General features: G+C 43.4%; 10 protein-coding genes and 2 pseudogenes. 3 read left to right on the forward strand and 9 right to left on the reverse strand.

Annotated elements, in window-relative coordinates; genetic code table 11:
• Window positions 1-59: 59 nt before the first annotated feature.
• From ONZ52_RS11515 to ONZ52_RS11540, 6 genes and pseudogenes are all read right to left on the reverse strand, one after another.
• Window positions 60-2280: pseudogene (locus ONZ52_RS11515) on the reverse strand (NADP-dependent isocitrate dehydrogenase).
• 278 nt (window positions 2281-2558) lie between these two features.
• A complete protein-coding gene (gene hflD, locus ONZ52_RS11520) occupies window positions 2559-3188 on the reverse strand; it encodes a high frequency lysogenization protein HflD (protein ID WP_265218762.1) in 630 nt (209 codons plus the stop codon).
• 17 nt (window positions 3189-3205) lie between these two features.
• The gene (gene mnmA, locus ONZ52_RS11525) at window positions 3206-4303 is read right to left on the reverse strand and encodes a tRNA 2-thiouridine(34) synthase MnmA (protein ID WP_265219401.1); all 1098 of its coding nucleotides are present in this window, start codon (window positions 4301-4303) and stop codon (window positions 3206-3208) included.
• Window positions 4304-4404: 101 nt separating this feature from the next.
• Window positions 4405-4809 (reverse strand): NUDIX domain-containing protein, encoded by a 405-nt coding sequence (locus ONZ52_RS11530; RefSeq protein ID WP_265218763.1) that lies wholly within the window; start codon window positions 4807-4809, stop codon window positions 4405-4407.
• Window positions 4745-5455: a pseudouridine synthase gene (locus tag ONZ52_RS11535; protein WP_265218764.1), complete on the reverse strand. Its 711-nt coding sequence runs from the start codon at window positions 5453-5455 to the stop codon at window positions 4745-4747. Before ONZ52_RS11535 ends, ONZ52_RS11530 begins: the two co-directional genes overlap by 65 nt.
• A 124-nt stretch (window positions 5456-5579) precedes the next feature.
• Window positions 5580-5834 carry a cold shock domain-containing protein gene (locus ONZ52_RS11540; RefSeq protein WP_265218766.1) on the reverse strand — a complete coding sequence of 85 codons (255 nt, stop codon included), beginning with the start codon at window positions 5832-5834 and terminating at the stop codon, window positions 5580-5582.
• Window positions 5835-6157: 323 nt separating this feature from the next.
• Here ONZ52_RS11540 and clpS point away from each other — a divergent pair.
• Together clpS and clpA are read left to right on the forward strand one after the other, a co-directional pair.
• Window positions 6158-6504, forward strand: a pseudogene (clpS, locus tag ONZ52_RS11545) (ATP-dependent Clp protease adapter ClpS).
• Window positions 6505-6524: 20 nt separating this feature from the next.
• Window positions 6525-8780: an ATP-dependent Clp protease ATP-binding subunit ClpA gene (gene clpA, locus ONZ52_RS11550; RefSeq protein WP_265218768.1), complete on the forward strand. Its 2256-nt coding sequence runs from the start codon at window positions 6525-6527 to the stop codon at window positions 8778-8780.
• A gap of 67 nt (window positions 8781-8847) precedes the next feature.
• Here the strand turns inward: clpA and ONZ52_RS11555 are convergent, their stop codons facing one another.
• From ONZ52_RS11555 to aat, 3 genes are all read right to left on the reverse strand, one after another.
• On the reverse strand, window positions 8848-9834 hold the full coding sequence (locus ONZ52_RS11555; protein WP_265218770.1) for an IS110 family RNA-guided transposase: 987 nt from the start codon (window positions 9832-9834) through the stop codon (window positions 8848-8850).
• Between the two features lie 347 nt (window positions 9835-10181).
• Window positions 10182-10400, reverse strand: coding sequence for a translation initiation factor IF-1 (infA, locus tag ONZ52_RS11560; RefSeq protein ID WP_012070936.1), 219 nt, complete (start codon window positions 10398-10400; stop codon window positions 10182-10184).
• Window positions 10401-10665: 265 nt separating this feature from the next.
• Window positions 10666-11415 carry a leucyl/phenylalanyl-tRNA--protein transferase gene (gene aat / locus ONZ52_RS11565; protein ID WP_265218772.1) on the reverse strand — a complete coding sequence of 250 codons (750 nt, stop codon included), beginning with the start codon at window positions 11413-11415 and terminating at the stop codon, window positions 10666-10668.
• Between the two features lie 599 nt (window positions 11416-12014).
• Here aat and ONZ52_RS11570 point away from each other — a divergent pair.
• The gene (locus ONZ52_RS11570) at window positions 12015-12896 is read left to right on the forward strand and encodes a hypothetical protein (protein WP_265218773.1); all 882 of its coding nucleotides are present in this window, start codon (window positions 12015-12017) and stop codon (window positions 12894-12896) included.
• Window positions 12897-12991 lie beyond the last annotated feature (95 nt).

Raw genomic sequence — 12991 nt, forward strand, 5'->3', positions numbered from 1 at the left:
GCCCGAGTAACTAAGTTACTCGGGCTTTTCTATCATTTACTTGGCTTTAACAAATAGATTTAAAGCGACGCTAACGCTTGGTTGAAGGTAGCGCTAGGACGCATGATCTTAGCGACTTCTTCTAGGTTAATGTGGTAATAACCTGTCAGACCTGCTGGTTTACCTTGAACCGCTGTCAGTTCCGCAACGATCGTCGCTTCTTTCTCAGTCAGTTCTTTCGCCAATGGCGCAAACTTCGCCGCCATTTCCGCATTGTCTGTTTGCACAGCAAGTTCTTGAGCCCCAGTACATTGCTAGGTAGAAGTGACTACCACGGTTATCGATTTCGCCAACTTTACGAGAAGGGGACTTGTTGGTGTCGAGCAATTTGCCAGTGGCTTTGTCTAGACATTTAGCAAGAGTTTTTGCTTTCTCGTTGTTTTGCTTGATGCCAAGCTCTTCGAAAGATACCGCTACTGCCAAGAATTCACCTAGAGAGTCCCAGCGAAGGTAGTTTTCTTCCATAAGCTGTTGAACGTGTTTAGGAGCAGAACCACCCGCGCCAGTTTCATACATGCCACCGCCATTTAGCATTGGGACGATGGACAACATTTTTGCAGATGTCCCCAATTCTAAGATGGGGAACAAGTCAGTTAGGTAATCACGTAAAATATTACCAGTAACAGAAATTGTATCTTTACCGCGAATAATGCGTTCCATAGAGAAACGGATCGCTTCGTTGTAAGACATAATGCGAATATCTAAACCGCTTGTGTCGTGATCTTTTAGGTAAGTTTCTACTTTTTTACGAAGCTCGTTATCGTGCGGACGAGCATCTTCTAACCAGAATACCGCTGGAGTATCAGATTGACGAGCACGAGTCACGCCTAGTTTTACCCAATCTTTAATAGCCGCGTCTTTGGTTTGACAAGCGCGCCAGATGTCGCCTTTCTCAACGTTGTGTTGCATTAGGATGTTGCCGTTTGCATCCACAACGCGCATCACGCCATCCGCTTTCATTTCGTATGTTTTGTCATGAGAGCCGTATTCTTCTGCTTTCTGAGCCATTAGGCCAACGTTTGGTACAGTACCCATTGTTACTGGGTTAAATGCACCATTGGTTTTGCAGAAGTTGATCGTTTCTTGGTAAATGCGAGCGTAAGTGCTGTCTGGAATAACGGCTTTTGCGTCGTGCGCTTTGCCATCACGGCCCCACATTTTGCCAGAGTTACGGATCATTGCAGGCATAGAAGCATCAACGATAACGTCGCTTGGCACGTGTAGGTTAGTGATACCTTTATCGGAGTCAACCATCGCTAATTCAGGACGAGTTTTGTAAACGTCTTGGATGGCTTGTTTGATTTCTTCTTGTTTCGCTTCAGGAAGGCTTTGGATCTTGTCGTATACGCTACCTAAACCGTTGTTTGGGTTAACGCCAATTTCTTTGAAAAGTTCGCCGTATTTTTCGAAAACGTCTTTATAGAAAACGGTTACTGCGTGACCAAATACGATTGGGTGAGAGACTTTCATCATGGTGGCTTTTAAATGCACAGACCACATGATGTTGTCTTCTTTCGCTTCTTGTAATGTTGCTTCAAAGAAAGCGCGAAGCTTTTTAGTGCTGATATTCATGCTGTCGATGATCTCGCCAGCAAGAAGCGGAAGTGATTTTTTCACTTCGACAGAACCGTCTTGACCAACAAACTCAATTTTAACGGTTTGAGCGGAATCCATAGTAACGGACTGCTCGGAAGAGTAAAAATCGCCTTCACGCATGTAATCAACGTGAGAAACAGAGGTCTTGCTCCATTTGCCCATTGAGTGAGGGTTTTTGCGAGCGAAGCCTTTAACAGCCGCTGGTGCTCGACGGTCAGAGTTGCCTTGACGTAGAACAGGGTTTACTGCGCTACCAAGTACTTTTGAGTAGCGTGCTTGAATGTCTTTTTCTTCGTCGGTTTGTGGGTTTTCAGGGTATTCTGGAAGACCGTAGCCTTCAGCGTTAAGTTCTTTGATTGCGGCGTTAAGTTGTGGCAAAGACGCACTAATGTTAGGCAGTTTTACGATGTTCGCTTGTGGGTCGGCGGTGAGATCCCCTAAAAACTTTAGGCCGTCTTCTGCTTGTTTGTCTGCAGGCAAACGATCCGAAAACGCAGAAATAATGCGGCTTGCTAAAGAAATATCGGTAAGTTTTAGTTCAATATCCGCTTCTTTTGCAAACGCGCCAAAGATTGGCAGCAAAGATGCTGTCGCAAGTGCTGGTGCTTCATCGGTCAACGTGTAATAGATGGTTTGTTTCGACATATAATTCCCCTAACATTTAAGGCTAGTTGCCTATTTGAATCGAAGATGACTTTTCGCCGCCATTCCCTTATTTAAATCTTCTCAACAGAAAACTGGTTTACAGATTTAAAAATTTGTGCCGTATAGTAACTTAAAAAACCACTTTTAAGATATTGGCCTTGAGATATACTCAAAATTGATTTCAGTTATCCTATGTTTGACTAAGATTTCCAATGTCTTGTCGGCCTAAAGGTGCGATCGACAAAACCAAAGAAAATCTATTGTGTATTCTGCGAAGGTTAATTCCGTGCGTCTAAGGCGTTTAATAAGGCTTTTCTCTTAAAGATTAAATGCCAGCGTTTGCCGCCCAGTTGTCGCCATAGCATGGCGGCACGGATGCCTGCCATGAGGATGGCTCGAACTTGATTGGCCACATGCGGCTGCTGCAAAAATCGACTGTCGCCTTGCACTTGGATTCGAAAAGGCAGTTTGCTTAATGTGTCTTGGTATAGGCCTGATATGGAGGCCAGCATATTTTCGTGTAAAACGCTTTCGTAGTGAGTTTTCTTTTGTTCTATCTGGGGGATACGTTGACCAATGATAGAGAGCATCTCAGGGGCTTTAGAAAGCTTGTTTTCAAGATGAATGAGGCTAAGAGCGTACCGTAGCGTATCTGGATTAACGCTGCTGCGTTCTTTTCCTAGCGCCTGTCGGGTAATTTTCCGGCCTAGTCCAAGGTTGCTTGAGCAATCCCATTGCCCACCATATATGTCTTCTGTAGAGGCAGCGCTAACCATTAAAATGCTGTCTAGTAATGGTTGTAAACTGGCGTTATCGACTTGCCCGGTTCTTGCTAAAATGGACACCAATTCCGCTGCCTGAAACACAGCGGACAGGGCGATGGTTTGCTCTTTTTCTCTACTACTCACGTTTTTTCTCTCAATAGTTACTTGTTAAAAGCGACATTGATGATGCCACCACCAAGACACACATCATTTAGGTAAAACACCACAGACTGACCTGGTGTGATGGCGCGTTGCGGCTCGACAAACGACACTTCAACACGACCATCGGCAAGCTCGGTGATGGTACAATCTTGGTCTGATTGGCGATAGCGGCACTTGGCTTTACAGGTGAGAGGGAAGGTGGGTTTTACCCTTGCAACCCAATCAAAATTATCGGCAATTAAGTGTGTTTTAAACAAGGATTCGTGTTGTCCACCTTGTGTCACTTTCAACACATTGCGCTCCAAGTCTTTTTCCACCACATACCAAGGATCGTCAGAATACTTCGCGAGACCACCAATACCCAAGCCTTGACGTTGTCCAATAGTGTGATACATCAAACCATGATGGCGGCCAATTTTATCCCCATCGAGGGTTTCTATATCACCAGGTTGAGCAGGCAGATATTGCTCTAGGAAGTCTTTGAAGCGGCGCTCGCCAATAAAACAAATGCCAGTACTGTCTTTTTTGTTGTGAGTCACTAGACCAAATTCTTCGGCTAAACGACGCACTTCAGGTTTTTCAAGTTCACCAACGGGAAAGAGGGTTTTGGCAATTTCATCTTTCCCAACAGCGTATAAAAAGTAGCTTTGATCTTTATTGCCATCTAAGCCCTTTAATAATAAAGGTTCGCCGTTTTTTTCGCCGCGGCGAACATAGTGGCCTGTGGCTATGTAGTCAGCGCCCAATGCTAAGGCGTATTCTAAAAAGGCTTTAAATTTAATTTCTTTGTTGCATAAAATATCTGGATTGGGTGTACGGCCAGCTTTGTACTCAGCAAGAAAGTGCTCGAAAACATTGTCCCAATATTCTGCGGCAAAGTTGGCCGTGTGCAGTTTGATGCCTAATTTATCCGATACCGCTTGTGCATCTGCAAGATCGTCTTTTGCGGTGCAATATTCTGTACCATCGTCTTCGTCCCAGTTCTTCATGAACAGACCTTCAACCTGATAGCCCTGCTGCATCAAGATAAGTGCAGACACAGAGGAATCAACACCGCCAGACATACCGACGATGACTTTTTTTGAATGGTTTGCGATGTTCGCAGTAGGAACTCTCTTTCATGCGTTGTTGTGTCTCGACTGTAATTTCGTAAGGCGAAGAGGCGTTGCCTCAAATGAATATAATATTTGCTATTGTATCACTTTCTTTGTGTCGGCATAGGCCGAAGAAACTGATCGGACAAAAAGCTTAAAGGAATAATGGGGTTATTCAATGAATCTTCAATGCAGGCGCGAATTAACGGACTACGATGAGGTAACTCGAGTATTTCTTCATAGCTGAACCAGTGGCTGGAAACGATGTCTTCATCAAGCGGCTCATTGCTTTCACTTACGGCTTCACAGACAAAGCACAGGCGATGAAAAGTGTCGGCCCCTTCATAAGGGGTGAAGGCATAAATACCCAGTAAGCCGATGGGTTTTACTAGCCAGCCAGACTCTTCTTTTGTCTCACGAATCACGGCGTCGATGACGCTCTCATTATTTTCGACGTGGCCCGCTGGTTGGTTTAGGACGAGTTGACCGTCTTGCCACTCTTTCACCATGAGAAAACGCTGGTCTTTTTTCACTAAGGCGGCGACGGTTAGATGAGGCAGCCTTTCTCTTTCTTTGTTCTTCAAAATGAGTCACCTCTTTCAATAAACTATCGGTTGGTGCTATGTAATTCCATTGGCCTACGGGAGTGTTTTCTAGGGTATAAGGACCAATAGCATAGCGAATGAGTCTAAGTGTAGGAAAGCCGACAGCGGCTGTCATTCGGCGGACTTGTCGGTTTTTTCCTTCGCGAATTTGCAATGACAACCAGCTAGTGGGAATGTTTTCCCTGTGTCTGACTGCTGGTATTCTTTCCCAAACATTAGGTTCCGCTATGCGTTCAGCATGAGCTGGTTTCGTCAGCCCATCTTTCAGTTCGACACCTTGTTTTAGTTTGTCTAACGCGTCGTCTGATATTTCTCCTTCCACTTGAACCCAGTAAGTTTTGGGCAGTTTGAAGTCTGGGGAGGCGATAATATGCTGCAGTGTCCCTTGATTCGTGAGCAGTAATAATCCTTCCGAGTCAAAGTCTAGCCGCCCAGCAGGGTAAAACTCTGGTATGTCGATATAGTCGGCTAGGGTAGATTTATCGCCTTCAGCAGAAAACTGGCTGAGTACTCGAAAGGGTTTGTTAAATAAAATTAAGTTGGAAGACATGGGTTCTATGTGTGTTTAAGGCGAACGGAAAGCGTAAAAAAAACGCGAAAAAACACGTATCTTACTCCTCAGGGTTAAGGAGTAAGATAGCAAATCCGTACGAGGATAGCGATGACGTTTTGTTTTAAGCTGGCTGCGCTTTTTTGTCGATGGAATGAGTATCCTCTTGTTTCGTTGTGATGGGATTAATCTCTATAGCGTGCAGACCCCTTTCTCCAGGCTCAACATTAAACGTTACTGTCTGTCCTGCTTTGAGGGTTTTATAGCCTTCGACATTGATTGCCGAATAATGAATAAATAAATCTTCATTAAAATCCTCTGAGACAATAAATCCGTAGCCTTTTGCGTTGTTAAACCACTTCACTGATCCGTGATGCATGAGTTACTCCTTACGACTCTGATCGTTGTAAAACGTCTAACCATATAGTTGCCTGCATCATCAAAAATGCGCCATGATGTTGCTGGACACCTTAAAAATTCAACTCGAATAGCGTAGATTTCTAAATAGGTGCAACTTGTTTGTGTTGGATCAATGCTAGAATTTTACCCATAAACATTGATTACACATTTAGTTACCCCAATAAAGAGCGTAGAAGCCCTTTTAGGATTTGTAAAATCCAAGTAGCTAAGTGTTGCGTATATAAGTCGTAATGCGTCAAGTTTGGCAAATTACGTAAAAAATTGTAGCCTCAGAGGCATGGGATGATTGTAGATCAACAAATTAGACTAATATCAGAAGACGAGCAGCACGGACACTCCAATATCGCGATTGCTCCTGAAGAAACAGAATTAAAACCGCCTTCCATGTATCAGGTGGTGTTGTTTAATGATGACTATACGCCAATGGATTTTGTCGTGTTTGTATTACAACGTTTTTTTCTATGGATGGGGAGAAGGCCAAGCAGGTAATGTTAGAAGTGCATACAAAAGGCAAGGGTGTTTGTGGTATTTACCCTTTTGATATTGCCGAAACTAAAGTCGCAATGGTACAACAGTTCGTGGAACAAAATGAGCACCCCTTAATGTGTGACCTACAAAAGGTCGACTGATTCAGAGTGAGGGAATAGCAATGTTAGATAAAGAACTAGAACAAACCCTGAATATGGCTTTTAAAGCGGCGCGTGACAAACGCCATGAATTTATGACGGTGGAGCATTTATTACTCGCTCTTATTCACAACGGCGCTGCTTCAAGCGTCCTAAAAGCGTGCGGTGTTAATTTAGAGACTTTAAGTCGGGAGCTTGAGGAATTTGTCAACAGTACAACACCTCTGATTCCAGAAAATGATGAAGAGCGTGAAGTACAGCCTACGCTAGGCTTTCAGCGTGTATTGCAGCGTGCCGTTTTTCATGTTCAATCATCAGGCAAACGAGAAGTCACTGGTGCTAACGTATTAGTGGCTATTTTTAGTGAACAAGAAAGCCAAACGGTTTATTTATTAAAACGCCACGGTGTGGCGCGTATTGATGTGGTTAACTACGTTGCTCATGGTATTTCTAAGTTAGGTGATTCTTCCTCGCATGAAGCGGAGCACGATGATGAAGCAGACGATTCTGTCGCGGCGCCGTTGCAAAAATTTGCGACCAACCTAAACGAAGAGGCGAAAGCAGGTAAAATCGATAAGCTAATTGGTCGAGAATATGAAGTCGAGCGGGTGATACAAACCCTTTCACGTCGCCGTAAAAATAACCCCTTGCTTGTTGGCGAATCCGGAGTCGGTAAAACAGCCATTGCTGAGGGGCTAGCAAAACGAATTGTAGATGGACAGGTTCCTGATGTGATTGCAGATGGCGTTGTTTATTCGCTTGATTTAGGCGCTTTACTCGCTGGCACAAAATATCGCGGAGATTTTGAAAAGCGTCTAAAGCAATTGCTAGGCGATTTGAAAAAACTGCCCAACGCTATTTTGTTTATCGACGAAATTCACACCATTATTGGTGCGGGGGCAGCCTCTGGTGGCGTGATGGATGCCTCCAATTTGCTTAAACCCGTGCTCAGCTCCGGTGGTTTGCGCTGTATTGGTTCCACCACTTTCCAAGAGTTTCGCGGTGTGTTTGAAAAAGATCACGCTTTGGCTCGTCGTTTTCAGAAAATCGATGTCAATGAGCCAAGCGTAGACGATACCTATCAAATTTTGAAAGGCATTATTGGGGCCTTTGAAGAGCATCATAAGGTGAAATATGAAGAGCCTGCTTTGTTGGCGGCGGCTGAATTGGCGCAGCGTTATGTGACAGATCGCCACATGCCAGACAAAGCCATTGATGTTATTGATGAGGCTGGGGCTTATCAGCGTTTGCAACCAGAAGGCAAGCGTAAGGCCATTATCACGGTTGCCGATATTGAAGACATTGTTTCTAAGATTGCTCGGGTGCCTGTAAGGGCGGTTAACTCTGATGATAGACAAGTATTGTCTAATTTAGAGCGTAACTTGAAAATGGTGGTGTTTGGACAAGATAAAGCCATTGATTCTTTGTCTTCAGCGATCAAGTTGTCGCGTGCGGGATTGAAAGCAGAGCAAAAACCAATTGGTTCTTTCCTTATGGCCGTGCCTACGGGTGTCGGTAAAACCGAAGTCACCAAGCAACTTGCTAAGCAGTTGGGCTTGGAGTTAATTCGTTTTGATATGTCGGAGTACATGGAGCGACATGCGGTGTCTCGATTGATTGGCGCGCCTCCAGGTTATGTGGGGTTTGATCAAGGCGGTTTGTTAACGGAAGCCGTAACTAAGAACCCACACAGTGTTGTGCTGTTGGATGAAATCGAAAAAGCGCATCCAGAAGTCTTTAACTTGCTATTGCAGGTAATGGATCACGGTACTTTGACCGACAATAATGGGCGTAAGGCGGATTTCCGCAATGTGATCTTGGTGATGACATCGAATGCGGGAGCAGAAGAATTAGCCCGACGTTCGATAGGCTTCTCTAGTCAAGATAACTCTACTGATGGTATGGAAGTGATTAATCGTACTTTTACGCCAGAATTTAGAAACCGTCTTGATGCGGTGATTCAGTTCCAGCAGTTAGATGAACGCATTATCTTTAATGTCGTGGATAAGTTCTTGGTGGAGCTACAGGCTCAGTTGGACCCTAAAGGTGTCTTGTTGGAGGTCTCAGACACCGCCAGAGGCTGGTTGGCAAACAAAGGCTACGATCGTCAAATGGGCGCACGTCCAATGGCTAGGGTCATTCAAGAGCATCTGAAAAAGCCGTTAGCGGATAAGATACTGTTTGGTGACCTACATGACGGCGGTCATGTTAAAGTGGCTCTGGATGAGAAAAGTGATGAACTGAAATTCGAAGTGATCAAAGAGGAAGTGGTTCATTAAACGGTCACAAAACGAATTCTGTTGATCTTGTAGATACCATCTCTCCTGACCAGCCTCAAGTTTTTATTTAACTAACTTGAGGCTGATATTCTGTTTGATTCTTAACAACGCCAAAACATATTTGTGACAGCTTTCTCATCGCTGCACCTAGCGCCTGCATTTTTGTTTTGCCTTGCTTTAGTAGTCTCGTCTTCTGCGCTTTTATATCGGTATTGTGTTGACCAGCTACGATTGCGGCCATATACAATTTCGCTCTGATATAGCCTGGCCCTTCCTTACTCAAGGTTGTTTTTCCTGCCCGTTTACCAGATTCGTTGTGCTTGGGGATCAAGCCTAAATAAGAAGCCAGCTGTTTCGCGCTCTTAAACCGCTTACACGCCAGCAAACAAACCATTATTCGGGATGTTACTTCACCAACACCATTTATGCTTTCAAGTAATTGGCGGTTCTTCTTCAATTGAGGATGCCTGTCAATATGCTCATCGATTTCATTTTTGAGTTTATCAATTTCAGCCTTTAACACTGCTATCATATCTTTGAGAGATTGAGCGACCCGAGCGGATGCGCCTGAAAATCCTACCGCTTCATAACGGTTTTCTTCACGCTGTAAATCTTGCTCTAGCGCTTCAAGTCTACGCATCATTGCCTTTAGTTCTCTTGCTTCTACCGGCTCTGGCTGCCAGCTTGAAAGTGAATGTTGTTGGTCATGACCATAGCGAGCTAGCATTGTGGCGTCTGATTTATCAGTCTTATGAACTAGCCCTAATGATTTTGCATATTGTTTTGCTTTTCCAGGGTTTACATGTAAAAGAGTAAATCCTTGAACATATAAAAAATACATCAAAGGTTCGCTATAAATACCAGTAGGCTCTGTCGTAATAACAATATTCTGAGCTTCTAGCCCTGTATTCTTTAGCACCCAGTCAACTAATTCTTGATAGCCTTGTTTTGTGTTCTTTAAGACCTTGGTTTTCTGCTTATTTTTGACCAAGTCGCGTAACCAACTAACATCTAACTTTTCTTTACCAACATCAATGCCAATAAAAGCCTTCATCTCTATCTACTCCCCTTGTACATGCAGCATCACCCTTACTTGGGGTGCTAGGATACCATTCAGTTTAATGGAGGTTAGGAAATCAGGACCAATCTACAAAACAGCATCTTTGTGCTCAGGTCGCGCACGAGCCTCACCGATTTCCCGATGCGATAAGTGCTAGCTAAACACTCATCAAGAAGAGATACAAGGTCGTGCTTTAGCGCGTCAAGGTTTTTGGTTTGGTGTTATCGGGCTTTTGGCGGCCTAAAGGCCGACCTACAGGTATTAGAGACATAAAAAAACCGGACTCAGTCCGGTTTTTTTATGTCATCGATTTAAGTAGACCGATTGAGGGTTACTTAACATTAACGAGCGCGGTACACGATACGGCCTTTTGAAAGATCGTATGGTGTTAACTCAACTTTTACCTTATCGCCAGTTAAAATACGGATATAGTTTTTACGCATTTTTCCAGAGATATGAGCAATTACAACGTGTCCGTTTTCTAATTCGACACGGAACATGGTATTAGGCAACGTATCAATGATAGTGCCCTCCATTTCTAAGCCTTCTTCTTTTGCCACAATAAGTGTCCTATGGTGTTAATACTTACATTTAGAGAGCTTTGCACGACTTAACGTCCTGCAAAGCTCTCATTTAGTAGGCGCTGCTGTTACAGTGTGTCGCGCTACTTTTGTCAGTTTAGTGCTGCTCTATATCGGTTAGGCACTAATTATCACGTGCATTAAGCAACGCCTGAATTTTGATCGAGCGTATTTTGCCTAAAAACACAGCGTAAGGCAAACCTAGTTGTGCGCTTATCGCCTCTATTTTTAGTGATTCTCTTACTTAAATGCGTTGTTTTTGTGTTTTTTGCCCCAGTTGAATGAGTACCGGGTTGGTTGTTGTGGCGGGTATGAGTTGCTCTAATTGTTTTGAAAACACTTCTCGCTCGGTTAATTTTGCACCCAGTGAAAGCAAATGCTTCGATTCGACTTGGCAATCGATGAGTTCGATATGGCATTTTTGTGCGAGTTCGCAAAAGAGCTGTAGTGCCACTTTTGATGCGTTGGGAGCCAGCGAAAACATAGATTCGCCAAAGAACATATTCCCCATCGCGATGCCGTAAAAACCACCGATAAGTGTTTCATTTTGCCATATTTCAATGGAGTGGGCGTAACCCAATTTATGCAACTTTTGATATGCTGTTTTGATATCTTTTGATATCCACGTTCCTTCTTTGTTGACCCTTAACCCCGCGCAGTTGTTGATCACGGCAGAGAAATCTTGGTTTATTGAAAAAAACCATTGCGCATCTTTTGGCTCGGCTTGTTTTATTTTTTTAAGGGCTTTTTTGAGTGATTTTGAAAGATGGAAATCGGCTGGTTTTAGCACGCATCGTTGTTTAGGATGCCACCATAAAATAGGGTCTGGATCACTGAACCATGGGAAAAAACCTTTGCTGTATAAATGGATTAGTCTCGTCGTGGATAGGTCTCCCCCAATAGCTGATAAGCCCTCAGGGTCCTGTAATGCTTTGCTTGGGTTTGGTGTGTCGTAGGGGGATTCGGTGAGTAAAACGAGTCTCTTGTGTGTCATCGGTATCTGAATCGGTGGTAGCGGTTTGCATAGGGGGAGTATTGTCCTGATGAATCTCATTTTACAACATTGCGTTATGAGTATTTATTAAAACGACCGATGAAAAAAATGTCTATGAAAAAAAACTTGAAAGCGCATAAAAAAAATTAAAGAAATAGCTTTTCGATCCGTTAAATAGTTTAAGCGAGTCGAATTAAGTAAAAAAAAATATTAGACTTGCGACTTGCTGACACAATCTCATGCTCAATTGATTGAACTGTGCATGAATAAACGAAAAAAATTGTTCGTCATTGTCTTTGTTGACTGTTTTTTGTTCAAAAAAGGCTTCAAGATGAAAAAAAAGAAAAAAGTGCAAGGAATGCTTGACCGATAATGGAAAACTTGGTTTTAATCAATGCAGTCCAGAACGGTAATTCGAAAGCATAATCGAATGCAGTGTTGGGAAATAAGATAACTTGCTTTTTTGGCAATTGTCACAAAAGTGAAATCGATCGGTTTTAAGATACATGAGTCGTTGATTTAGCAACGTTTCTTGGTTTGACGAAAATCTATCAATGGGTCTACAAGGCCACACAATATAATATAAAGGGGAATCTTGAATGAAAGCGATTAAACTTGCTTCTGTGTTTGCAGTATCTGCTGTTGCGGCTGCTGTTTCTACTGCCACTTTCGCTGCTGATGCTATCATTACTGGTGAAGCTGGTGTTGAATATACCACATACAATGGTGAATCTAAGGACACTCCAGACCTAGCTGATGGTACAGATCTTGGTGAGCTAGAGCTTCATGTTGATACAGGTATTGTGTACGCTGAGCTTGAATTTGCTACTACAGGAGCTAATGAAGCGACTAAAATCGGCATGGAAAAACTGTATGTGAAACAAGGTGCCGTATCTTTTGGTCGCTTTGACGGTACAGTAGCGACTGGTTCTTTCATGGGTATGGACGAGCTTTTCGGTGGTGTTGATTTGGTTACTGCAGCTAGCGATACTGATAACACTGGCGTTCGTTACAAGGTAACTCCTGAGTTGACAGTTGCATTAGAAGCGACTGAATCTACTGATGATGAAGATTCTGATATCGGTTTCGCTCTTTCTTACGTTAAAGACTTCGGATTTATCAAAGCGGGTATTTCTGGTGGTTCTGTAGGCGATGCTAACGCAGTAAACGTTGGTTTCCAAACTGTGTCTGGTCCTATCACTGTGTCTTTGAACTACGGTGTGGGTGAGAAAGGTACTGGTACAACTACTGACCGTGAGCAAATGACGTCTTCTATCGCTTTTGCAGCGACTGATGCTTTGACTTTGACTCTTGAATACTCTAATGAGCTAGAAAAAGAAATGGATGGTACTTACTTCATCGGTGAGTATGTATCTGGTGACTTGACTTACTACGTGAAAAACTACGCTGGTGACCTAGCTGCTGATTCTTCTACAAATGGCGCAGAGCAAACTACTGTTGGTGTAAAAACTTTCTTCTAAGATTTTTCTTTATAAAGAAAGCCTTTCTTAGTAAAAGCGAAAGCCAGCCCTTTGGGTTGGCTTTTTTTATGGTAAGCTTAGCCAACTTGTGGCTC

The organism is Marinomonas rhodophyticola (assembly GCF_026113935.1).
GTDB lineage: Bacteria > Pseudomonadota > Gammaproteobacteria > Pseudomonadales > Marinomonadaceae > Marinomonas > Marinomonas rhodophyticola.

Excerpts from the sequence above, each read along its gene's own strand:
- ONZ52_RS11530 (WP_265218763.1), bottom strand. The coding sequence starts at position 4,809 with ATGGTGAAAGAGTGGCAAGACGGTCAACTCGTCCTAAACCAACCAGCG.
- ONZ52_RS11535 (WP_265218764.1), bottom strand. The coding sequence starts at position 5,455 with ATGTCTTCCAACTTAATTTTATTTAACAAACCCTTTCGAGTACTCAGC.
- ONZ52_RS11540 (WP_265218766.1), bottom strand. The coding sequence starts at position 5,834 with ATGCATCACGGATCAGTGAAGTGGTTTAACAACGCAAAAGGCTACGGA.
- clpA (WP_265218768.1), top strand. The coding sequence starts at position 6,525 with ATGTTAGATAAAGAACTAGAACAAACCCTGAATATGGCTTTTAAAGCG.
- ONZ52_RS11555 (WP_265218770.1), bottom strand. The coding sequence starts at position 9,834 with ATGAAGGCTTTTATTGGCATTGATGTTGGTAAAGAAAAGTTAGATGTT.
- aat (WP_265218772.1), bottom strand. The coding sequence starts at position 11,415 with ATGACACACAAGAGACTCGTTTTACTCACCGAATCCCCCTACGACACA.
- ONZ52_RS11570 (WP_265218773.1), top strand. The coding sequence starts at position 12,015 with ATGAAAGCGATTAAACTTGCTTCTGTGTTTGCAGTATCTGCTGTTGCG.